This window comes from Agathobaculum butyriciproducens (assembly GCA_003096535.1).
GTDB classification, from domain to species: Bacteria; Bacillota; Clostridia; order Oscillospirales; family Butyricicoccaceae; genus Agathobaculum; species Agathobaculum butyriciproducens.
The window spans coordinates 1-20,902 of sequence record QEKJ01000007.1 but is presented as its reverse complement, the minus strand read 5'-3'; the positions used below and the strand labels follow the sequence as shown (position 1 = coordinate 20,902).

Annotated in this window: 22 protein-coding genes, 6 tRNA genes and 1 rRNA gene; 2 read left to right on the top strand and 27 right to left on the bottom strand. The window is 55.8% G+C overall.

What is annotated here, in order from left to right:
* Positions 1-2 precede the first annotated feature (2 nt).
* From C7386_RS07090 to C7386_RS07005, 18 genes are all read right to left on the bottom strand, one after another.
* On the bottom strand, positions 3-554 hold the full coding sequence (locus C7386_RS07090; RefSeq protein WP_110436095.1) for an ECF transporter S component: 552 nt from the start codon (positions 552-554) through the stop codon (positions 3-5).
* Positions 555-656: 102 nt separating this feature from the next.
* Positions 657-2,405, bottom strand: coding sequence for an S-layer homology domain-containing protein (locus tag C7386_RS07085; RefSeq protein WP_116705149.1), 1,749 nt, complete (start codon positions 2,403-2,405; stop codon positions 657-659).
* Between the two features lie 54 nt (positions 2,406-2,459).
* Positions 2,460-3,302 carry a DUF2238 domain-containing protein gene (locus C7386_RS07080; protein WP_116705148.1) on the bottom strand — a complete coding sequence of 281 codons (843 nt, stop codon included), beginning with the start codon at positions 3,300-3,302 and terminating at the stop codon, positions 2,460-2,462.
* 276 nt (positions 3,303-3,578) lie between these two features.
* Positions 3,579-4,520: a 1-phosphofructokinase family hexose kinase gene (locus C7386_RS07075; RefSeq protein ID WP_158580252.1), complete on the bottom strand. Its 942-nt coding sequence runs from the start codon at positions 4,518-4,520 to the stop codon at positions 3,579-3,581.
* A 166-nt stretch (positions 4,521-4,686) separates the two neighbouring features.
* Positions 4,687-4,911, bottom strand: a complete 225-nt coding sequence (locus tag C7386_RS07070; RefSeq protein ID WP_110436091.1) for a hypothetical protein — start codon at positions 4,909-4,911, stop codon at positions 4,687-4,689.
* A 12-nt stretch (positions 4,912-4,923) separates the two neighbouring features.
* Positions 4,924-5,406, bottom strand: coding sequence for a 23S rRNA (pseudouridine(1915)-N(3))-methyltransferase RlmH (gene rlmH, locus C7386_RS07065; RefSeq protein ID WP_110436090.1), 483 nt, complete (start codon positions 5,404-5,406; stop codon positions 4,924-4,926).
* A complete protein-coding gene (locus tag C7386_RS07060; protein WP_110436089.1) occupies positions 5,388-6,197 on the bottom strand; it encodes an MBL fold metallo-hydrolase in 810 nt (269 codons plus the stop codon). The genes rlmH and C7386_RS07060 overlap by 19 nt, the downstream gene beginning before the upstream one ends.
* A gap of 22 nt (positions 6,198-6,219) precedes the next feature.
* Positions 6,220-6,687: a GNAT family N-acetyltransferase gene (locus tag C7386_RS07055; protein ID WP_165815494.1), complete on the bottom strand. Its 468-nt coding sequence runs from the start codon at positions 6,685-6,687 to the stop codon at positions 6,220-6,222.
* A 69-nt stretch (positions 6,688-6,756) separates the two neighbouring features.
* Entirely contained in the window at positions 6,757-8,043 is a 1,287-nt protein-coding gene (murA, locus tag C7386_RS07050; protein WP_110436087.1) for a UDP-N-acetylglucosamine 1-carboxyvinyltransferase, read from the bottom strand.
* A 188-nt stretch (positions 8,044-8,231) separates the two neighbouring features.
* Entirely contained in the window at positions 8,232-9,059 is an 828-nt protein-coding gene (locus C7386_RS07045; RefSeq protein WP_110436086.1) for a two-component system regulatory protein YycI, read from the bottom strand.
* Positions 9,060-9,082: 23 nt separating this feature from the next.
* Positions 9,083-10,399 carry a hypothetical protein gene (locus C7386_RS07040; protein ID WP_110436085.1) on the bottom strand — a complete coding sequence of 439 codons (1,317 nt, stop codon included), beginning with the start codon at positions 10,397-10,399 and terminating at the stop codon, positions 9,083-9,085.
* The gene (locus tag C7386_RS07035; RefSeq protein ID WP_110436084.1) at positions 10,396-12,171 is read right to left on the bottom strand and encodes an ATP-binding protein; all 1,776 of its coding nucleotides are present in this window, start codon (positions 12,169-12,171) and stop codon (positions 10,396-10,398) included. The genes C7386_RS07040 and C7386_RS07035 overlap by 4 nt, the downstream gene beginning before the upstream one ends.
* A 3-nt stretch (positions 12,172-12,174) precedes the next feature.
* On the bottom strand, positions 12,175-12,870 hold the full coding sequence (locus tag C7386_RS07030) for a response regulator (RefSeq protein WP_110436083.1): 696 nt from the start codon (positions 12,868-12,870) through the stop codon (positions 12,175-12,177).
* 41 nt (positions 12,871-12,911) lie between these two features.
* The gene (locus C7386_RS07025; RefSeq protein WP_116705146.1) at positions 12,912-13,451 is read right to left on the bottom strand and encodes an NUDIX hydrolase; all 540 of its coding nucleotides are present in this window, start codon (positions 13,449-13,451) and stop codon (positions 12,912-12,914) included.
* 13 nt (positions 13,452-13,464) lie between these two features.
* On the bottom strand, positions 13,465-15,375 hold the full coding sequence (locus C7386_RS07020) for a glycoside hydrolase family 13 protein (RefSeq protein ID WP_318261247.1): 1,911 nt from the start codon (positions 15,373-15,375) through the stop codon (positions 13,465-13,467).
* A gap of 215 nt (positions 15,376-15,590) precedes the next feature.
* On the bottom strand, positions 15,591-15,899 hold the full coding sequence (gene trxA / locus C7386_RS07015; RefSeq protein ID WP_116705145.1) for a thioredoxin: 309 nt from the start codon (positions 15,897-15,899) through the stop codon (positions 15,591-15,593).
* A 12-nt stretch (positions 15,900-15,911) separates the two neighbouring features.
* Positions 15,912-16,724, bottom strand: a complete 813-nt coding sequence (locus C7386_RS07010; RefSeq protein WP_116705144.1) for a DNA-3-methyladenine glycosylase family protein — start codon at positions 16,722-16,724, stop codon at positions 15,912-15,914.
* Positions 16,721-17,095 carry a DUF3783 domain-containing protein gene (locus C7386_RS07005; protein ID WP_158557306.1) on the bottom strand — a complete coding sequence of 125 codons (375 nt, stop codon included), beginning with the start codon at positions 17,093-17,095 and terminating at the stop codon, positions 16,721-16,723. The genes C7386_RS07010 and C7386_RS07005 overlap by 4 nt, the downstream gene beginning before the upstream one ends.
* Before the next feature lie 137 nt (positions 17,096-17,232).
* Here C7386_RS07005 and C7386_RS07000 point away from each other — a divergent pair, with 137 nt between their 5' ends.
* On the top strand, positions 17,233-18,030 hold the full coding sequence (locus C7386_RS07000; RefSeq protein WP_207655856.1) for a ZIP family metal transporter: 798 nt from the start codon (positions 17,233-17,235) through the stop codon (positions 18,028-18,030).
* Between the two features lie 131 nt (positions 18,031-18,161).
* Here the strand turns inward: C7386_RS07000 and C7386_RS06995 are convergent, their stop codons facing one another.
* A complete protein-coding gene (locus C7386_RS06995; protein WP_110436078.1) occupies positions 18,162-18,878 on the bottom strand; it encodes a LytR/AlgR family response regulator transcription factor in 717 nt (238 codons plus the stop codon).
* A gap of 187 nt (positions 18,879-19,065) precedes the next feature.
* Between C7386_RS06995 and C7386_RS06990 the strand changes: the two genes are divergently transcribed.
* Positions 19,066-19,290, top strand: coding sequence for a DUF6514 family protein (locus C7386_RS06990; protein WP_110436077.1), 225 nt, complete (start codon positions 19,066-19,068; stop codon positions 19,288-19,290).
* Positions 19,291-19,298: 8 nt separating this feature from the next.
* Here the strand turns inward: C7386_RS06990 and C7386_RS06985 are convergent, their stop codons facing one another.
* The 8 genes from C7386_RS06985 to C7386_RS06950 form a co-directional block, all read right to left on the bottom strand.
* Entirely contained in the window at positions 19,299-19,667 is a 369-nt protein-coding gene (locus tag C7386_RS06985; RefSeq protein WP_110436076.1) for an Hpt domain-containing protein, read from the bottom strand.
* A 141-nt stretch (positions 19,668-19,808) separates the two neighbouring features.
* Positions 19,809-19,884: transfer RNA gene (locus tag C7386_RS06980), tRNA-Thr, on the bottom strand.
* Positions 19,885-19,918: 34 nt separating this feature from the next.
* Positions 19,919-19,995: transfer RNA gene (locus C7386_RS06975), tRNA-Asp, on the bottom strand.
* 14 nt (positions 19,996-20,009) lie between these two features.
* Positions 20,010-20,086, bottom strand: a tRNA-Ile gene (locus C7386_RS06970).
* 60 nt (positions 20,087-20,146) lie between these two features.
* Positions 20,147-20,222 (bottom strand) — tRNA-Asn (locus tag C7386_RS06965).
* Between the two features lie 27 nt (positions 20,223-20,249).
* Positions 20,250-20,366: ribosomal RNA gene (gene rrf / locus C7386_RS06960) — 5S ribosomal RNA — on the bottom strand.
* An 80-nt stretch (positions 20,367-20,446) separates the two neighbouring features.
* A tRNA-Glu gene (locus tag C7386_RS06955) sits at positions 20,447-20,521 on the bottom strand.
* A 69-nt stretch (positions 20,522-20,590) separates the two neighbouring features.
* Positions 20,591-20,666, bottom strand: a tRNA-Lys gene (locus tag C7386_RS06950).
* Positions 20,667-20,902 lie beyond the last annotated feature (236 nt).

Genomic DNA, 20,902 nt, shown 5'->3' with positions numbered 1-20,902 from the left:
TATCATGCGCGAATCTTCTCGCCCATCTCCGCGCTTGCGTGACTGAGCACCGGAAGCAGCACCGCACCAACGATAATGCCCGCAATGCCCTGCACGATATTCATCGGCACGCCGAGAACAACCGCGGCTGCCGCAGCGCCCATGCTGCTGCCCATCACGACTTCCATGCCGACCTCATACACAAAGTAGCCCAGAACCATAATGATCTCTGCCGGAATGCCGCACAGAACCACACGGGTAATCGTATTCATGCCCTTGCCTGCCATGCGGTGATACAGCCAGCCGCCGAGCAGAGCGGTCAGCGCCTTGATGGCAAACGTACCGGGCACCCATGCCATGTAGCCGCCGATAAGATCTGCCATCATCGAGCCGATACCGGCTGCCAGTGCACCCAGACCGGGACCGAGCAGAATGCCGCAGATCAGCACCATGCCGTCACCGAGATGAATGTAACCCTGTGTCGGTGTCGGAATGCGGATGATCATCGTAGCAACTGCCGTCAGTGCCGCCAGCAGTGCTGCCAGCACAAGCTTTCTGATGTTTTTTCCTGTCATATCGCATACCCTCTTTTCCAGTAATTCTGTCTGTAAGCCTATTGTATGCGATATTGTGGCTTTAGGAAAGTGTCAGTTCACGCAAGTTTCACAAGGTCAGTTTCAGGCATTCGCCTTGAAATTATTGATGTAGTAATCGCCGTTTTCGTCGTCCATCACAACGCAGACCAGCTTGCCCTTGGAGACAACCTTGGCCTCATCAACGCCTACGCAGATCCACTTGCGCGGGTCAACCGTGGTCTTGAGCTTAGCCGCCGCGTCTGCCGCCTGCTTTTCATCCGCAAAGCGCAGAACAACGATGGAATGTGCCTGCGAGGTAATCATAGACTCGGAGGCCACGCCTGCCTCAAACTTGATGTCATCCGTACCAAGGTACCAGAACAGGCCGCGGCTCATGCCGTCTTCACCCATGCCGTTATAGAGTGCCTCCTCGGCAACGCCCATGCCGCCGAACGGACGCGCACCGTAAATCTTGCTCACCAGTGCGGAAAGCTGCTCATCCACCTTGGCGGTCTCCGGCTGCTCCGGCTCGCTCACCTCCGGCTTCTTATAGCCCCAGACAGCCTCGCCGTACTTCTTCATGAACAGGTCGTAATTCTCGTTGTAGCGCTTCTTATACACGCTTTCAATCTGCGGGTCAAAGGTGTACGCCGTACCGTCAATGGTGATCTCGGTCCACGCGTGAACCGACTCACTGCCCTTGGGCGAAACGCCGGTGCCCGGAATCGCCTGTGCATCAAAGCCGACCTGACGGGCGAGGTAAGTAAAGCCTGCCGCCCACGAGTAGCAGTTGCCCTTGTGAGTCTTAAGCATATCGGTCGCAGAGGTCAGCGCCCAGTCGCTCTTCGAAGTGTCAGCCGCGCCGATGCCGAGATAGCCGAACGTATTCTTCGCGTAATCATACACCGCACGCAGCTTCTGCTGCTGGGTCATGCTGTCCTTGACAACGCTCTTTACTGCAGAAGCCAGCAGCGCGTCCAGCTCGGTCGAGCCGGTGATGTAATAGCCGTTGTGGTCAAGCTCGAGCGAGCCGATGAACTTGTCATGGTCAAACTGCTTGTCCTCGTTGACATGGAACAGCTTGCCGCCAATGTTATGCCAGCCCGGCGTCAAATCGGTAGTCTCCTTATCGAACGAAGTCCACTTTTCGGAGCCGCTCGACTTGTCAAACTTATGGTCGGTGGTTGCCTCAAGCATATCCCAGTATGCCCAGTGCGTGTTCGGCACGTCCGGCATAATACGGATGCCCTCACTCGTATTGATCGTAAACTCATCCGCCTGACGGCCGAGCACACGGTTGAGGATAGTTACCGTCTCCGCACGGGTAATCGGCGCATTCGGGCGGAAATTCGTGCCTGCCGAAATCCAGCCCTGTGCCAGAGCGGTCTGCACCGCATTGTACGCCCAGTTGGTCTTGGGTACATCAGCGAACGACTTGTCCGTGCCGATGTCGGTGTGCGGGAAGCGCGACAGAATCGCTACAAACTCTGCACGGGTAATCTTGGCGTTCGGCTTGAACGTGCCGTCCGTGTAACCGTTCACCAGACCGAACCCGGTCATTTGACGAACAGCGTCCGCATACCACGCGGAAACCGAAACGTCATTAAACAGATGGTCCTCATTCTCGACCTTGTTCACCAACAGAGAGGCCAGCAGCTTGCTCGCCTCTGCACGGGTGATGGACGCATCCGGACGGAAGGTGCCGTCCGTGTAGCCGTTCATATACTGCATATGCTCTGCGGTATTCAGCTGCGGCTGCGGCGCCGAATTCTGAGCCGCGCACGCGGAAACCGGCAGGACTGCCGCCATGAGTGTCGCAAGCATACCTGCGGTCATTCGTTTTTTCATCATACTTTCATACTCTCCTTCAGATCGTTTTCGGGGATAGTATTGAATTAGACGGAATCACTCGTCATTTGGTTCCCTGTTTTGCTCATCTTTTTTACTTTTTTCTTTTTCGGGATCGAGCACGACCGGAATGAGCGCTGCCGCCAGCTTGCCCTTGCCGCGGTGCTTGACGTAGAAGAAGCCGATGATGGAAAACGCGATCGCACCGATGCAGTTGACCTGCAGATCCTTCATCGTGTCGATCAGGCCAATATCCAGATAGCCGCCAAGCTGCTCCGTCCAGTCCTCACCGTTAACGCTGACCGACTCAATCTGCACATGCACCGGCACATTCAGGCCGTCCGGGTTGAGTGACACCGTGTTGACCTCGTGCACGACATAGTCCTTCTGCATGTCCGTGTTCATCACCTGATCAGCGGTGAACTCGAAAAATTCCCACAACACGCCGACCGTCATGGAGAAGCAGAACGCCACGATAGCCAGGAACAGCGGCGACAGCTTGAAGGTAAACCGTTCGCTTCGGTTAAACAGGTCAACCAGGCAGAAGCCGACCGCCGCGACCAGAAATCCGTTTATCGTGTGCAGCATGGTGTCCCATCCGGGAATGATGGTGTAGAACGAATTGATCTCGCCCAGGATCTCGGCGGCATAGATAAAGCAGTAGATGATAGCTTCCATCATCGGCGGGATGTCGATGGCAAGCTGTTTTTCAATCAGCGTCGGCATCGCCAGCAGCACAAGCGACAGCACGCATACGAACATATTCTCATACCGCTGCATGAACGCACAGCGTATGAATGTCAGCACGACCAGAAGCGACAGTACGCCGCGAATGGTCAGTCTGCGGCGTACGCGGCGGCGCTGCTCCGTGACGCGCTGCTGTAATTGTTTTTTATCCATATTTGTTAACTCCTTAAAGTAATTGCGAAAAGCGTAAAAGAGAGAACAACAATCTGTTGTTCTCTCCATTTCTCAACTAACTACCAGATTTCATCGTCCCGCGCGGCAGCGCGCATAAAATAGCATTTGCATTGCAAATGCCAAAAAAGAGGGAGCATATATCACTCTTTTTTGACTTTAAGAGGAAGAAAGTTTCTGTATAGGAACTTTCGGACGACTTTGGAACGGCCTGCGGTCCGTTCCTGCTTGTCGGCGGAACCGTGATTCCGCGACAGCTCAGAGAACGTAAACCTGCGTGGTCTCGTACACCTCGTAAACCTTCTTGAGAGAGGCCATCTCGGTGCCGGCCAGACGGGCACATGCACGGCCCATCGCAACAGCGTAGCGTGCCACCTCGTCAAACTTCATGCCCGCGTGCATAGCGTTTGCAATCGCGCCGACCATTGCATCGCCGGTACCGACCGCACCTTCGTCGTAGATTTTCGGGTTGGTAGTAACGTACAGCGACTCCGGCTCGTCCTTTGCGGTCAGCAGAGCGCCCTCCTGACCCATGGAAACACAAACAGCCTTTGCGCCCATATCCAGCATCTTGCGTGCGGAATGTACAACGACCTCGGGATCGGCGGACGGCTTGTCGCCTACAGCCTCAGCCAGCTCGAAGATGTTCGGCTTTACAAAGTCCGGCTCGCACCTCAGTGCCTCCTGCAGCAGCTCGCCCTGTGCGTCGATGATCAGCTTGCAGCCGTGCTTTTTGATGGTCTTGCACAGCTTACGGTAGTTCTTCAGCGGGAACTCCGGCGGCGTAGAACCCGACAGAACGAAGATATTGCCCTCGTCCAGATAGTTCTCCATGCGGTCGAGCAAACGCAGGAAATCCGAATCATCCAGCTTGTTGCCCGGCTCATTTACCTCGGTATGGCCGCCCTGCGCATCAATGATCTGCGTATTGACACGGAGTTGTCCCGCAATATCAACAAAATCGTGGTGAATGTCCGCTGCTGTCAGCATGTCCTTCATAATGCGGCCGTTTGTGCCCGCACTGAAGCCAAGCGCAATACTGCTGCCGCCCAACGCCTTGATCGCGCGCGACACGTTGATGCCCTTGCCGCCCGGTTCCAGATGACTGGACACCGCGCGATTGAGCTTGCCCACCTGCAGCGGGTGCTCGATCCGCTGCGTACGGTCCAGTGCAGCGTTAAGCGTTATCGTGATAATCATGGGACGCCCCTCCTGAAATAAAATTTCCCTCATCGCGGCTCCGCATTTGTCCCGTGCGAATAACCGCGTTCTTCTCTAATATATATTTTACAAAATCCGGTCCATAATGTAAATGGTTTTTCTTGATATTAGCCGCATTTAACCGGGTTGTTTTTGTACCCAAACTTTATTTGATCCAACCGCAGTCACCGCACCACGGACACTCCCACTGTTTGCCCGTGACTTTTGCTTCCGCGCCGCACATCGGACAGCGCATTTTGCCGGTTTTCGGCAGCGGTTTCGGCACCGGCGGCTCTTCGTTATTGTTATGCCGCGGATGCAGCATCCACCAGAGAAACCCGCCTACCAGCAGCAGATTTACAATGATCGTAACGAGTTCGCCATCTATCATCCGGCACGCTCCTCACTTGTGGTACTTGCCGCCTGCCGCGATATTGAGCGCGCGGTAAATCTGCTCGAGCACCATCACTCTTGCTAAATGATGCGGAAACGTCATCGGTGACATGGACAGCCGCAGCGCCGCCTTCTTTTTCACCCGCTCGGACAGGCCGCACGAGCCGCCGATGAGCACGCAGATCTTGCTTGTCCCCGATACGGTCAGCTTTCCGAAATAGTCCGCCAGCTGCTCAGAGGACATCGGCTTGCCTTCGACACACATCGCAATCACAGACGCGCCGGGCAGCAGCTTGCTCTCGATGAGCGCGGCTTCCTTTTCGAGCGCCTGTGCGATCTCGCCCTCAGAGGGCGTCTGCGGCAGACGCTGCTCGGGCAGCTCGATGATCTCTAATTTACAATATGCGCCGAGGCGCTTGGTATATTCCTTGACAGCGTCCGCCCAGAATTTTTCTCCGAGCTTTCCGACGCAGATCAGCCGGACAGAGAGCATAGTTTTTCCTCCCCAAACGATACCGGATGCTCCATGTGCTCCTTTGGTGCAACGAGCACCTCGCACGCAGGCAGTCCGCGCAGCGCCGACAGCGTTTGCTGCCGCGCCAACTCCGGCATGTTGTTTTTCTCACTCAGGTGCGCCAGCACGAGCGTTCGCGTGCCGTTTTTCACCAGATCCGCTGCAAATACGGCGCAGTCCGGATTGGACAGGTGCCCGCTCGGTCCGGCAACACGCATCTTGAGCGAATACGGGTACGGACCGGCCTGCAGCATGTGCGGGTCATGGTTGCTCTCCAGCACGACCATTTCACAGCCGCGCAGAAGCTCGGCCGCATCGCGCGGCACAAAGCCAAGGTCGGTTGCAAAGCCGAACCGGCTGCCGCCGTGCTCGAATATGTAGCCCGTGCTCTCGGCTGCGTCATGCGGCGTCGGGAACGGCACAACGTCCACATCCCTGACCCAGAAGCGCTCACCGCTGTCGAATATGTTCAGACGGTCGGCGTACTCCGGATTCTTTTCCTCGAAAGCCTCGGCTGTGCCGCGAGTGGCAAACACCGGCGCCTTCGCTTTTTTGAGAAACATCGGCAGTCCCTTCACATGGTCGATGTGCTCATGCGTCAGCACCACCGCCGAAATATCCTCCAGCGTGAGCGACAGTGCCTTCAGCGCAGTCGTAATCCTGCGCAGCGACACACCGAGATCGATCAGGATCGCGGTGCCGTCCGCCATATATAAGCCGCAGTTGCCGCTCGAACCGCTGGCGATACTGTAATAATAATGCTCTGCCATGGTACTCCTTCAGCAGTTGTTTTCATCCGTTTGTGTGCTGCAGAAAGGCGGTTCGCGTTAGAATCATCGGTGTGACGTTTCCGCAGTAGAATGCGAACGATTCCCCGGCAATCTCTGCGCCGAATCCGGTAAGAATGTGCACCGTTGCGTCTCTCGCTTCGAGGAAAATGTTATCCACACCCTGTGCAAAAACATCGTCCAGCACACGTTTCAGCAGAAAGGTTCCCTTGTGCTGTCCGCGCAGCCTGCGCGCGACCGTGATGCGGCCCATGTGCCACTGCCCGCCCTCACGGTAAATGGCCGCTGTGCCGACGAGTTCGCCGTCCTGCTCCATGCACCACCACTGCGGCTGCTTATCCGCCGGGATGAAGTTCAGCTCCTTCGGAATATCCTGCTCGTCCGCGAAAATCTGCGCGGCAAAAGCGAGAACCGCATCCATGTCCGCATCAGACGCACGCCGAACCATACACTCTGCTTCCATTCTGCTCATCTGCCTTATATTCTGCAAAAAAGGCGAAAGGATGCTCCCTCCGCCTTTTTTCCTCATTACAATTAGAAATTACTTGTTCTCGGCGCTTTCCGGAATCTCGGAGCGATACATATCCGCACCCAGAGCAACAAACTTCTCTACGAGCGTCTCATAGCCACGCTCGATGTTCTGCACCTGCTCGACCTCGGTAACACCCTTGGCTGCCAGACCGGCGATGACCATCGCCGCGCCTGCACGCAGGTCGTGTGCACGGACCGGAGCACCATTCAGCTCCCTGACACCCTCAACAACCGCGATCGCGCCATCCACATGAATGTTTGCACCCATGCGAGTCAGCTCCTCGGTATAGCGGTAGCGGCTGCCCCAGATCCCCTCAGTGATGATGCTGGTGCCCTCTGCCAGACACAGCGCCGTCGTCATCTGCGGCTGCATGTCGGTCGGGAAGCCCGGATACGGCAGGGTCTTGATGTTGGTCTTGGTCAGCTTGCCCTCGCGGCGAACGAGCACCGCATCGTCAAACTCGGTGACCTCAACGCTCATCTCACGCAGCTTTGCGGTGATGCACTCCAGATGACGCGGAATAACATTCTTCACCAGAACCGAACCGCCGCAGGCTGCAACGGCTGCCATGAAGGTGCCCGCCTCGATCTGATCCGGAATGATGGAGTAACTGCCGCCGTGCAGGCTTTCTACACCGCGGATCTTGATCACATCGGTGCCGGCGCCCTTAACATCCGCGCCCATTGCATTCAGGAAGTTCGCCAGATCGACAATGTGCGGCTCCTTCGCGCAGTTCTCCATAATCGTCTGACCCTTGGCCAGAACGGCTGCGAGCATGATGTTCATGGTCGCGCCGACCGTAACAACGTCAAAATAAATATGTGCGCCGTGCAGGCCGTCCTCGGGTGCCTCGACCCGGATGTAACCGCCCTTGGGCAGCGTTACCTTTGCACCCAGAGCTTCAAAACCCTTGATGTGCTGGTCGATCGGACGGACGCCGCCGAAGTTGCAGCCGCCTGGCATTGCTACCTCGGCAAAGCCGTACTTGCCGAGCAGCACGCCGAGCAGATAGTAGGATGCGCGCAGCTTGCGCTCCAGCTCGTGCGGCTTGAGACTCGGGTTCTGCGTATTCTGGATTTCCACCGTAGTGGCGTTGATCTGGCGGATCTGCGCGCCCAGCTCACGCATGATCTCCATCTGCAGCGTTACATCAATGATCTTGGGCACGTTTTCAAGACGAACCGGGCCATCTGCCAGCAGAGCCGCCGGAACGATTGCGACCGCTGCATTCTTTGCGCCGGAGATGGTCACCTCACCATTCAGCGTCTTGCCGCCGTTGATTACATACTTTGTCAATCTACCTACTCCTCACTAAGCCTTGGCGCGGAAATCTCCGCGTTTTTCTCCGAATACTGTATCTTATGTCAGCGAATGACTGTCCGTGCCGATCCTCTTTACAGGCAGCTCCGACAGCGGCTAAACCCATTCGCGTAAAATCTCACTAATACATTTTACCACAATTTCAGATAAAGAAAAGCAGTTTTTCAGTTTTCTTCACCGATAATCGTCTTTTTGTCACAATCCACCAAATATTCGCCTGTTTCGGTGTCAATCTTCCAAGTAGGTGTAAGACGAATACGGCGGCTGCTGTCGGTTTGCATACGATAACCGGCTGTCATCGACTCAATCTTACCGGTTTCGCCGCTTTCTGCGGCAAACTGCAGCAAAGCATCTGCTGCGCTGCAGGTAATGCTGATGCCGTTCGCGGTGGTGTACGGCGTGCCGAAGCTCCACAGTCCGACGAGCGACACCGAGCCGTCTCCGGCAGAAAAGTCCAGTGTCAGCCGCCGATTGTGCACCGGCAGTCCGGCGACCGAGCCGGTCAGCGTAACTACCGTGTCCTCCGCCGTCCAGCTGGCCTGCTCGGCCTGAAAGCCCCACCGGCTGCACAGTCGGCGCGCCTGCTCGAGCGCTTCCGATGCGGAAGTCGGCGCAGATTCAGTCAGCGTATAGTCCGCCTGCACATTGCCGTCCGCCTGCCACTCGAGCGTGCCCCTATCGCTCTCAAAGCGCACCGTGCCGTCCTCCTGCTCGGTGCGTTCAGCGTGTTCGCCCAGCATGGCGGCTGCGATTTTTTCCTCATCTGCGCGGCTGCGGTCGAGCGACAGCTCGGGCAGCGTGATGTCCTCCGGAAACGAGAACGCCGTATCCAGCTGCATCCCTCTGGCGCTCACCAGCGTGCGCAGATTGGCCTCAAGCTCACTCGTTCTCCGGTGGCTTTGCCAGCCGCGTACCGCCAGATTGCCCAGCAGAAACAGGTTGATCGTAAGCAGTATTGCGATCAGTATATTTTTGACTTTATCCCATTGCAAGCGCTCTCATCTCCCTTCTGCGGTCACTCTGCCGCATTTTTCAGATAAAACCGGCTCGGTACATACTGTCCGTCCTGTGCCCGGTAGGCTGCCATCAGACCGCGTTCCGCGCCGGAGGCTCCGGCTGCCGCCTGTTTTGCGGGCATGACCGTGCGTTTGCCGCCGGTCGGCTGAAATTTCTGCAGCCGAATCGTTGCCGTGCGCAGCGCACTGCCATCGAATACGAAGGTTGCAAAGTCCGCGTCACCGAGCACCGGCACGCCGCTGTACATCTGCAGAAAAATCAGTGTGGTTTGCTCGCCGCTGCGCTCCACCGCGTACAGCGACGCATGCGTATCCGTATCGCCCGCTCGCTGCGCCGCATCGAGAATCAGCCGGGCGCAGTCCAGCTGTGCATCCAGCGCCGCCGCATCCGTGATATCGCTTTCGTCATAAGCGCTCACCGTTGCCGAGCCGTCCGTGGACGCGTACTGCACCAGACCGGACGCATTCAGCCGCAGCGTGCTCGTATCATCGAGGAACACGCGGACAGTTCCGTCCTGCTCATTGTAAAAATCCGTGTAGGCCGTGTAGCCGAATGCATCGAGCAAATCCTCCAGTCCGGTGCCGCTCTGTGCGGCAAACAGGTTGATCTGCGCCGGCTTCAGCACCGGAAGCGACAGCGCCTCGCTGTCAAACAGCAGCGTTTCCGGATAGACCGCATACGCATCTTCCGCAAAGCTGCATGACAGACCGCGGAAGTTCTTCTGTGCCTCCTCGAGTGCATTCTGCGAGACCGCTGCATCCGCAGCATACAGCCTGCCGTCTGCCATGCGGACAAACAGCCGCTGCACACCGGCGGCATACACCAGTGTTTCGACCTGCAGTCGGGCATTATCCTTCCACGAGCCGCCCAGCCAGCCCGCAATAGACTGCATCGGGATCGCACCGTGGTAGCGCAGCAGCGCACAGCTGCCCGACCGCAGAGCCGTGCACAGCTCACTCTCATCAGCCGTCCGCAGCCCCTCACCTGTGAGCGCCTGCGACCACAGCGAACGCGTTGCCGTGATGCCGGCGTCAATATCGGTCAGATTGTACTGCACGCCGTACAGCTTGCCGTCAACGGTCAGCGCCATCTGTGCCGGATCCGCCGCCGAAACACCGGAGGACCGTATCTCATAGCCCACCGCACCGCCCACAAAGCGGTCGTGCAGACGGCGGAGTGCGCTGTCTGCAGGCATTTGCGCAATGTTCAGACCCATCAGCCAGTTTACCGCACACAGCACGCCCATCAGTCCGCACAGCACCAAAAGCGAGATATTCTTTGCGGTGTTCTTCGCTGAGCGTTTCGCACCTCTCATACCTTATCCTCCCTGCCGTGCGGCTTGAGGTCGGTCGGAAGCGTGATCGTCACGGTCGTGCCCTTGCCGTATTCACTGGTCAGAGCGATCTTGCCCTCGTGCTGCTCAACGATCTCCTTGGCGATCGCCAGACCCAGTCCGGTGCCGCCTGCGGCACGCGAGCGTGCCTTGTCCACGCGGTAGAATCGCTCAAACAGGCGCGGCACATCGTCCGCCGGAATGCCGACACCGTTGTCCTCAACTGTGATGCGCACATGGTTTGCGCCTGCGCGCTGTGCCGTCAGACGGATCCTGCCGCCTGAAGGCGTGTACTTGACCGCGTTGGACAGAATATTTACCACAACCTGCTCGATGCGTTCTCTGTCTCCGACCATCGGCGGCAGGTTCGGCTCGGTCTCAACGAGGATCATATGACCGCTGTCCTCGGCGGTCAGCTTCATGGCATTCGTCACCTTTTTCAGCAGATCGGACACCGAGAACCGCGTCATACGCAGCTCCATCCGTCCGTAATCCAGCTTGGAAAGCGTCAGCAGATCGGTGACAATACGCGCCATGCGCTCGCTCTCGCTCGAAATAACGCCCAGAAACTGCTTTTCCGTGTCAAGCGGCAGCTCTCCGGCGGCATCGAGCAGCGTTTCGGTGTACGAGCGGATATTCGTCAGCGGCGTGCGCAGCTCGTGCGACACGTTTGCCACAAACTCGCGGCGTGCGTCATCCAGACGGCGCTGCTCGGTGACATCGTGAATGACCGCGATGACGCCGCCCTCGCCGTCCAGTGCGCCGTAAGGCGCCAGCGTGACGGACAGCACGCGCCCAAATCGCGTAATCTCGTTCGTAAGGAAGCTGCGCGAGACGGTTTCGTCCGTATCCGGCATGTCCAGATCGGCGAACATCTCATCAAAGCTCAGCTTCTGCTCTACACGCACGCCCAGCAGATTTTCGGTTGCCGGATTCATGTGGATGAGCGTGCCGTCGGTCGTGAAGGCGGCTACGCCGTCGGTCATGTGCAGGAACAGCGTGTTCAGCTTGTCGCGCTCGCCCTGCACCTCGCCGACCGTGTTTTTCAAACGATGCGCCATGTAATTGAACGAACGGGTCAGCTCGCCGATCTCATCCGACGACTGCACACCGAGGTCCTGATCAAAGTTGCCTTCCGCGATCGACCGCGCCCCCTCGGTGATGCGCTCGATCGGCGTGGTGATGGTCTTGCTGAGCAGGAAGGACAGCAGGATAGCCGCCAGAAGGCCGAACATCATCGCCTGCATGACAATCTGGAAGAACCGCCACGACAGATCGGAAATCTCCCGCTTGTTGTCCGCGATATACACGATGTAGTCCACCGCACCGTCGCCGTTCTTGTCGAGCGGCACCGCAATGTCCATAATGCTGTCGGATACCGCCGAGCGCGTTCCGGTCTCTCCTGCCATTGCGGCAATGACGTTGCTCGTGCGGGTGACGGATACGTTCGGGTTGGAGCCGTCAAGGAAGCCGCCCTCACTGTCGAGAATGGCATAGTTGCGGTAATCGTCAATGCCGAGTCGGCTCTTGTGGGCATCTATGATGGTTTTCAGACCATCCGTGCCGGGTTCGGCAGCCGCCTCCTGCATGGAGCGGATGGTGTCGGTCGTGAACACCGCCTGCATCTGCTCATAAAAGCTGTTCAGATAGAAGGTGTTGATACTGTTGATCAGAAACGTGCCGACCACCGCCATAACGGATACGATCAGCAGCACCAGAATCAGTACCAGTTTTCTGTGTAGTGAACGGAACATAGCTTACTCCCCGTCAGCAAAGTAATATCCCATGCCTCTTTTTGTGATGATGTATCTGGGACTTGCCGGTTCATCCTCGATCTTCTCGCGCAGACGGCGGATCGCCACGTCCACCGCACGCAGGTCGCCGTAGTAGTCATAGCCCCAGACCTGCTCCATCAGCTCCTCACGGGAGAAAACCCGTCCCGGAGCAGCGGACAGGAAGCACAGAATATCAAATTCCCGCGCGGAAAGCTCGAGCGGATGACCGTTTTTGTAGACCATGCCGTTGTCCTTGGATACACGCAGACCGCCGCCGGACGGCGCTTCCGCCTTTTCCCTGTCCTCTCCTGCGTAGGTACGGCGCATGTTCGCCTTGACGCGCGCCATCAGCTCACGCATGGAGAACGGCTTGGTAATATAGTCGTCTGCACCCAGCTCGAGACCCATGACCTTGTCGGTCTCTTCCTCACGGGCGGTCAGCATGATGATCGGCGTGTCCTTTTCCGCGCGCACCCGCCTGCAGACCTCGAAGCCGTCCATCTCGGGCAGCATCACGTCCAGCAGAATCAGGTCGGGCGCTTCCTCAAGCGCGCAGCGCAGACCTTCCGCGCCGTCATACGCCGCGAGTGTGTCGTAGCCCTCACGCTGTAAATTGAATACCAGAATGTCTGAAATGGCCTTTTCGTCCTCAACCACAAGGATTTTTTTCTTATCCAAACCCTTTCCTCCTCTGCACTCTCCAATCTCCACTCTTATCTTTAGTAAAGATTCTTCAGCTTTGCTCTATACATAGCCGCCACCGTTTTTGCATCGCGGATCTCGTCCCGCTCGATCATTTTCTCTACCTCTGCGATCGGCAGTCGCACGACCTCGACAAATTCGTCCTCATCCGGCTGCATTTCGCCTTCGGTCAGGTCAAGCGCGGCAAACAGATAGGTCACCTCGGTCAGAAAGCCGGGAGACGGATAGATCGCGCCGAGCGGCACGATGCGTCCGGCGGTACAGCCGGTTTCTTCTTTCAGCTCGCGGATGCCGCATTCCTCGGCGTCCTCCGGGCCGTGGTCCATCTTGCCGGCGGGCATTTCGAGCAGCTCGGTATCGAACGCATAGCGGAACTGCCGCACGAGAATAACGTTGCCGTCCTTGTCGATCGGCAGCACGCCGACACCGCCAACATGCTCACAAATCTCGCGCGGCGCGGTTTTGCCGTTCGGCAGCGATACCTCGTCCACACGAGCGGTCATGATCCTGCCTCTGAACTTATATTCGCTGGAAAGCTGTTTTTCTGTCATATCCATAGAAAAATCCTCCTTAATCAGCTGCATTTACACAGCGCAGGATATAGGCGGTCTCCGGCGGGACGGATACGATCAGACCGTCCGGGTCGGCGTACGCGAAGCCCTCGCCGCTGAGCAGGTCGAGCGCATACAGCGCATCAATTTTTGTTTCCGCATACTGGTGTCCGCGGTTGACCACGATCACCAGACGCGAGTCTCCGCTCGTGCGCTCGTATCGCAGCAGTGCACCGGCTGTCGTGTCGCTGAACTGCAGGTCGCCGTCCGCGAGCGTCTGCTCCTCGGCACGGATTTCGCACAGCCTGCGGTAGAACGCCAGCAGCTCCTGGTTTTCGTGTCCCCACGGGTAGGTCCGGCGGTTGAACGGGTCCTCGAAGCCCTGCTGACCGGCCTCATCACCGTAGTAAATGGTCGGAGAACCCGGCATAGTGAACTGGATGACTGCCGCCATCCGCAGACGGCGCAGCGCAATCTCCAGACGGTCCGGCGGTAGCTGATAGTGTGCGCGGCCGTTTCTGTCCATCTTCCACTCGTTCTCGGTTACGCCGAGAAGGGTGAGCGCACGCGCGGTGTCATGCGTACCTACAACGTTCATCAGGTTGTAGAACACGTCCCGCGGGTAGTTTTCACGGATGCACTCCATGCTCTCCGCGAAATGCTCGGCAGTGCCGCCGTTCAAAAAGCCGAGGATGGCGTCTCGCAGCGGGTAGTTCATGACGGAATCCAGTTCGCCGCCCTGGAAATAGCGCCGACGCTCGGAGTACGCAATTTTGTTGGACGCATCCTCCCACACCTCACCGATGATGAGCGCATCGGATTTCTCCCTGCGGGCGGCAGCGTTCAGCTTCTGGATGAAGCTGTCCGGCAGCTCGTCGGCAACATCCAGCCGCCAGCCGGACGCGCCCAGCCGCAGCCAGCGGCGGACCACGCTGTCCTCGTCCTCGATGATGTAATCCTGATAGCTGCCGTCGCTCTCATTGACCTGCGGGAGCGTGTAGATGCCCCACCACGAACCGTACTCGTTCGGCCAGTTGTGAAAGTCGAACCAGCTGAAATACGGCGATTCCTTGGACTGGAACGCGCCTACGCTGTCATAATGGCCGCGTGCGTTGAAATAGCGGCTGTCGTAGCCGGTGTGATTGAACACGCCGTCCAGTACAACGCGCATGCCGCGTCTGGCGGCTTCGCTGCACAGCGCACGGAAGTCCTCCTCACAGCCGAGCAGCGGGTCGATGCGCTTGTAATCGCCGGTATCGTAGCGGTGATTGGAATACGCCTGAAAGATCGGATTGAAATAAATGGTGGTAACGTGCAGGCTCTCCAGATAATCCAGCTTGGCGTATACGCCGCGCAGCGTGCCGCCGAAAAAGTCGTTGTTGAGGATTTCGCCGTGCTCATCCGGCAGATAGACCGGAATATCGTCCCAGTTCTGGTGCAGCACACGCTCGACCACGCCTTCACTCTCCGGCTGCTCGGGCGCCTTGTCGCGGCAGAAACGGTCCGGAAAAATGTTGTAGGTGATGCCCTCGCCGAACCAGCGCGGCGTATGGTACTCGCCGTCGTACACGGTCAGCTGGTACTTATCGCCGACCGCCTCGAGCAGCTCCGCCTGACCGCCGTAGCCGCGTGCACAGTAGTGCAGACCATCCGCCAGCTCCACCGAAAAATAATACCAGTACAGACCGGGATGCGGCGGCGTATAGGTTACCGTATACCGGTCGTGTGAGCCTTGATAGCCGCACCAGTGCAGCGGATAGGATTCGGCCTGACAGCCGTCTTCCTCAATCCAAAGGGTAACGTGCAGCGCGCCCTGTGCCCGCTGCGGATAAACAGAAAACTCGACCGCCTGCCCTGCCGGTACCGCGCCATACGGCTTCTTGCATGCAGTGCTGCGGGAGTGAAACATACTATCAGAAATGCGATTCACGCAAGCTCCTCCAAACACATATCCTCTTGCCAAATCATACCTTACCATTATATCAGCAATATTGGCGGTAGTATTTTTAGTATAGCACAAAACCGCAAAACGGTAAACAAAAGCTGTCGCACGAAAGAAAAGAAAACCGGCTCAATACAAACTTTTTAGGTGCAAAGCAAAGAGCTGGCTCCAACGGAGTCAGCTCTTTTGATTCGGTTTTGATTTTAGCCAAGCAGATTCAGGATTTCTTCCTTCGGCATAGCGCCGACAGCCTTATTGGCAACCTCGCCGTTCTTCATCACGATCAGGGTCGGGATAGAGACAATGCGGAACTGCATGGACAGCTCACCCTGCTCGTCTACATTGATCTTACCGACCTTGATATCGTCACGCTCGTTTGCGATCTCGTCCACAATCGGCGAAACCATGCGGCAGGGACCGCACCACGTTGCCCAGAAGTCCAGCAGGACCGGCTTGTCCGACTTCAGCACTTCGTTCTCGAAATTTTCCTTCGTAATGGTTACTACTGCCATATTAAACACTCCTTAACCTTTCAGTGATAATTCATAGTAAAATGCATACTGCTGCATGACACCCGCAAAGCCTTTATATCGTTTCAGCGGAAACCCTTTCGGATAGTGTGTGTCCAGCATTTGCCGGATATGCGTATCGACCGGAAATGCGTCGATGTGATGCAGTGCAAACAGACAGATACACTCCGCAACCTTGATGCCGACACCGGTCAGGCGCAGCAGTTCGTCCTTGGCGCGGGCGTAATCCATGTGCCGGATAGCCTCCAGATCAACCTCACCGGACGCGACCTGCCGGGCCGCAGCACAAATGTATTTGGCGCGGTAGCCGAGCCGCACCGGCGCAAGGTCCTCGGGCGTGCACACCGCCAGACGCTCTGCCGCGGGAATGCTATTGTATACCTGTTCACTCTTATTATAACAGATTTCCCCGAAAAGGGAACACAAATTTTCGACACACTTGGTAATCCGCGCGATATTGTTCTGCTGCGAGATGATAAAGCATAGAATAGTTTCCCACAGATCCTGCCGCAGAATACGCAGTCCGCCGCCGTATGCAACGGCGTTCTGCAGATAGATGTCGCGTTTGGCAACTGCGGCTTTGCAGCGGCCGTAGTCCGTATCCAGATCGAAATACGGCCGCCAGATGGCGTTAAACTCGTCTTCATCGCAGTCGAACCGTACGGTCCGGCCGTTCTGCTGAATATTCAGCAGGTGTGTTCCCGCAATTAAGTTGTACGACTTATCCCCAACCCTGTGGAAACGGAAGCACTGACCGGAGTTTGCGATCTGGTCGATGTCGAAATCGTTCAGTACGCGTTCGATCATTGGTGCATAGCCTCATGCTCGCGCACCAGCTCGGTAAACAGGTCACTCAGCGTCCAGCCGATATTGTGCTCGGTGACCATGGCTTTGTACGGCACGGAAACACCGTATGCCTTCATTTCACGGAGCAGAATGTCCAGTCTCTTTTCGGTAAAGCCGTCCAGCACCATCATCGGTGCGGAAGGCGCATCTGCAGTCTCGTCAGTCGGCTCAAAGCCCTTGCGGTTCAGCAGAAAGCCGACCGTCTGACCGGCAGAGACTGCTTCGACGTTCTTAATCCGCACGCCCATGCGAACGAGCACGGTCTTGAGCGCCGCAGTCTGTTCGCTCGGCTGCGGCTCAAAATATAACACTTTTTCACGGGATGCCGCCATAGTGGAATCCTCCTGTTTTATTCCCATAAGATTGTATACTAATATTATATCATTTCTGTCAACCCCTATTGACAGAAAGTGTATTCGGTGCTATGCTCATAGTTAGTAACAACTAACCGCAAAAAAGAGAGGTGTTTATGATACAGCAGGCATTGCTTTGGGCGGCCGCAGGCACAGGATTCACCTTCCTGATGACCACGATCGGCGCCGCCATGGTATTCTTTATGAAACGGCAGTCCAGTGCACTGATGCAGCAGATTTTTCTCGGATTCGCGTCCGGTGTGATGATCGCCGCGTCCATCTGGAGTCTGCTCATTCCCGCGATTGACGAAGCCGCGCAGAACGGCCAGCCGGGCTGGATACCCGCTGCAGGCGGCTTTATCCTCGGTTTGGTGCTTATGCTTACGCTGGACGGCTTAATGCCGCACCTGCACAGCGGCGCAGAGCATGCCGAAGGTCTGCCGTCCTCCTTTCGACGGACAACGCTGCTCGTCCTCGCAGTGACGCTGCACAACATTCCGGAAGGCATGGCGGTTGGTCTGTCATTTGCTCGTGCGGCACAGCATACCGGCAACGCAGGATTGTTTGCAGCGGCAGGTGCGCTTGCCATCGGCATCGGCATTCAGAATTTCCCGGAAGGAGCCGCAGTCGCGCTTCCGCTCCATCAGGAGGGACTCAGCCGCACGCGCTCGTTCGTTTACGGTTCGCTGTCCGGCATTGTCGAACCTATCTTCGGCGTGCTTGTTGTGCTGTGCGCGTCCGCGCTGACACCATTCATGCCGTGGCTGCTGTCCGCCGCCGCAGGCGCGATGCTGTACGTCGTGGTCGAGGAGTTGATTCCCGAGGCACATCTCGGTGAGCATTCGCATCCGGGCACACTTGGTGTGATGGCGGGGTTTCTGGTGATGATGGTGCTGGATACAGCTTTGGGATAATTGAAAATGGAGAATTGAGAATGGAAAATGAAGTTTTCTTTCTCCTTCCACAAAAACGAAAAGCGTCCCAATGGGACGCTTTTCGTTTTTCAGATAATCCGTGTTTTAACTTTGCCAAACACAAATTATCCTCAATATCTATTATGAATCTGTTTGCGGTAATCAAAATAGATTTGCCGCAATTCCTTCAGATTTTTCTTGCGAATAAGCACTACATCATCGTTTGTAAGGGTGAAGTCCTTATCCACAGCTTTGACGTAGTTCATATTCACAAGGAAGCTCTGGTGGCACCGCAGAAAACACGGAGCCGTCAGTTCCTGCTCAATCTCGCCGAGCTTTTTATATAATGTGTATGTCTTTTGCCCCGCCTGATGCAGAATACACTGTGAATTATGGCTTTCCACATACATAATCTCTTCGCGCGGAATGTGCAGCACCTGCGAACGATTCTTGATCGCATATGTATTCTCGACGATATCGGATAGTACGCGGTGCATGGTTCGCTCGAACGTCTCCGGGGTATATGGCTTGAGCAGATAACCGGATGCACCGACTTCAAAGCTGTCCGGTGCAAAATCCAGCGCAGCGGTACAAAATACGATCGTGCCCTTGTAGCCGATCTCACGCAGACGGCGTGCTACATCAATGCCGAGCGGCGGGTCCATCAGAATATCCAGCAGAATAATATCAAACCATCCGCCGTCCCCAAGCTCATAATAGAGCGGTTCACCGCTGTCGTACATTTTGCAGGAATAGTCAATCGCATGTGCATTGCAGTAATGACTGAGAAAATCCGCAAGGATATCCCGTTCTAACGCCGAATCATCACAAATTGCGACCCGCAGCATGGTTATTGACAGTCCTTTCTCGTCAGTTTTTGTCGAATTTCTTAACGGTTTCTAAACATGTTCTGCCGATTTCACAAGATTCTGCTCCAATTTCACAGAATAGCAAAAACCGCGTAATTCTTCTGATAAAATGAACATGTTCCCAAACGAAGTGGGAACATCAGCAAATATCGACGGAGGAAGCATCATGTTTGTCTACAAAGTAATCAGCAAAAACCACTATTCGCCTGAGACCGGGGCCTATATATCTTTCGGTATCAGTGCCCACGATCCGGAGCACGGACAAACCTGCTTCGTTCCCGATGTGTTCATCGACGAGTCGGAAGCACGCGCCTTTACAGAACGCCTGAATACGCTTCAGGTGTCGCCTATCCATTTGATCGATGTGATCGAGGACGCATTGGGCGTTTAACACGCAGCTTACATAAAAATGCCCAGCTCAGAGGCCAGCGAGCGAATTGCATGCACAATGCGGATGTATTCGGTCGTGACTTCGTATCGCAGTTCCGTGATTTCCTCATCCTGATTGCCGCGCAGCGCTTGCAACAGTGCTGCGCTCTTCTTTTCCAGCCGTATAAAGCCAAAGCTGCGTGCCTGTCCGGTCAGCGTGTGTACCGCTTTGATTGCTGCATCACGATCGTGCCGACCCAGGGCATCGTTCAATTCCGCGCAGCAAGGCTCGTCCAAAAATCGGATCAGGAATTTCTGCAGCATATTCTCGTTGTAAAACCGGCGGCAGGCTGCTTCAAAATCTCCATCTATTGCTTGATAAAATTTATGCAGAGACATATCGACATCTCCCTATGCATATTTTATCATTTCAAAAATCGACTGGCAAGGGGTGAAAATAGTTTTCTATCGCCATTTCTCGACAAAGATCGCGGTTTGCAGTAAAAGAAAAACGCCTGATCAAATGATCAGGCGTTTTCATGGAGCTGCTAACCAGATTTGAACTGGTGACCTCATCCTTACCAAGGATGCACTCTACCGACTGAGCTATAGCAGCGAAAGAAAAAACGGCACAATTATGGTACCGTTTTTGGCGACCCGGATGGGACTTGAACCCACGGCCTCTAGCGTGACAGGCTAGCGCTCTAACCAACTGAGCTACCGGGCCATATTAACTTAATTTGGTGGGCCTTCGGGGACTTGAACCCGGGACCGACCGGTTATGAGCCGGTTGCTCTAACCAACTGAGCTAAAGGCCCATATAGGGAATCGACTTTACCCTGCCGTCACAATGAAGTGACGGCAAAGCATTGTCTGAGTGGCTCCTCAAGTTGGACTCGAACCAACGACCCTGCGGTTAACAGCCGCATGCTCTACCAACTGAGCTATTGAGGAATATCGAGCGGATCTGCGATCCGCAGGTGTAGGCGTTGAGTTATCTTCCCGGGCCGTCGCCAGCCAAGTATTGTCACCGTAAACGAGCTTAACTACTGTGTTCGGAATGGGAACAGGTGTACCCTCGTCACCATTAACACCTACTATTTCGTTGCACATTCCTGTGCAGCTTTGTTATTATACCATACCATCAGTCTGCTGTCAACATCTTTCTTGAAGAAATTTGGTGACCCGTGGGAGAATCGAACTCCCGTTTGCGGCGTGAGAGGCCGCCGTCTTAGCCGCTTGACCAACGGGCCATAACAGTTAGACTTCCGGTATTTCTCGGTTCCGCTGTGGACTCTCTCGAACCCACAGCGCACCGAATCTGGTACACCATCACGGGCTCGAACCGTGGACCCACTGATTAAGAGTCAGTTGCTCTACCAACTGAGCTAATGGTGCATACTTTCTTGTGTACAAGAAAGTATGCAAAGAAAACTTTACCTGCACACTTCGTGTGCTTTACTTTCTCATTCACAATCTGAAAGTGTAATTTATTTCTTTACACCCTCAAAACTGAACAATCCTACTCACAAGCTATCTTTCGAGGTTACCTAACATTTAAGGTCAAGCCCTCGGCCTATTAGTATCAGTCCGCTCCATACATTACTGCACTTCCACTCCTGACCTATCAACCT

Excerpts from the sequence above, each read along its gene's own strand:
- C7386_RS07090 (WP_110436095.1), bottom strand. The coding sequence starts at position 554 with ATGACAGGAAAAAACATCAGAAAGCTTGTGCTGGCAGCACTGCTGGCG.
- C7386_RS07085 (WP_116705149.1), bottom strand. The coding sequence starts at position 2,405 with ATGATGAAAAAACGAATGACCGCAGGTATGCTTGCGACACTCATGGCG.
- C7386_RS07080 (WP_116705148.1), bottom strand. The coding sequence starts at position 3,302 with ATGGATAAAAAACAATTACAGCAGCGCGTCACGGAGCAGCGCCGCCGC.
- C7386_RS07075 (WP_158580252.1), bottom strand. The coding sequence starts at position 4,520 with ATGATTATCACGATAACGCTTAACGCTGCACTGGACCGTACGCAGCGG.
- C7386_RS07070 (WP_110436091.1), bottom strand. The coding sequence starts at position 4,911 with ATGATAGATGGCGAACTCGTTACGATCATTGTAAATCTGCTGCTGGTA.
- rlmH (WP_110436090.1), bottom strand. The coding sequence starts at position 5,406 with ATGCTCTCTGTCCGGCTGATCTGCGTCGGAAAGCTCGGAGAAAAATTC.
- C7386_RS07060 (WP_110436089.1), bottom strand. The coding sequence starts at position 6,197 with ATGGCAGAGCATTATTATTACAGTATCGCCAGCGGTTCGAGCGGCAAC.
- C7386_RS07055 (WP_165815494.1), bottom strand. The coding sequence starts at position 6,687 with ATGAGCAGAATGGAAGCAGAGTGTATGGTTCGGCGTGCGTCTGATGCG.
- C7386_RS07040 (WP_110436085.1), bottom strand. The coding sequence starts at position 10,399 with ATGAGAGGTGCGAAACGCTCAGCGAAGAACACCGCAAAGAATATCTCG.
- C7386_RS07035 (WP_110436084.1), bottom strand. The coding sequence starts at position 12,171 with ATGTTCCGTTCACTACACAGAAAACTGGTACTGATTCTGGTGCTGCTG.
- C7386_RS07025 (WP_116705146.1), bottom strand. The coding sequence starts at position 13,451 with ATGGATATGACAGAAAAACAGCTTTCCAGCGAATATAAGTTCAGAGGC.
- trxA (WP_116705145.1), bottom strand. The coding sequence starts at position 15,899 with ATGGCAGTAGTAACCATTACGAAGGAAAATTTCGAGAACGAAGTGCTG.
- C7386_RS07010 (WP_116705144.1), bottom strand. The coding sequence starts at position 16,724 with ATGATCGAACGCGTACTGAACGATTTCGACATCGACCAGATCGCAAAC.
- C7386_RS07005 (WP_158557306.1), bottom strand. The coding sequence starts at position 17,095 with ATGGCGGCATCCCGTGAAAAAGTGTTATATTTTGAGCCGCAGCCGAGC.
- C7386_RS07000 (WP_207655856.1), top strand. The coding sequence starts at position 17,233 with ATGATACAGCAGGCATTGCTTTGGGCGGCCGCAGGCACAGGATTCACC.
- C7386_RS06995 (WP_110436078.1), bottom strand. The coding sequence starts at position 18,878 with ATGCTGCGGGTCGCAATTTGTGATGATTCGGCGTTAGAACGGGATATC.
- C7386_RS06990 (WP_110436077.1), top strand. The coding sequence starts at position 19,066 with ATGTTTGTCTACAAAGTAATCAGCAAAAACCACTATTCGCCTGAGACC.
- C7386_RS06985 (WP_110436076.1), bottom strand. The coding sequence starts at position 19,667 with ATGTCTCTGCATAAATTTTATCAAGCAATAGATGGAGATTTTGAAGCA.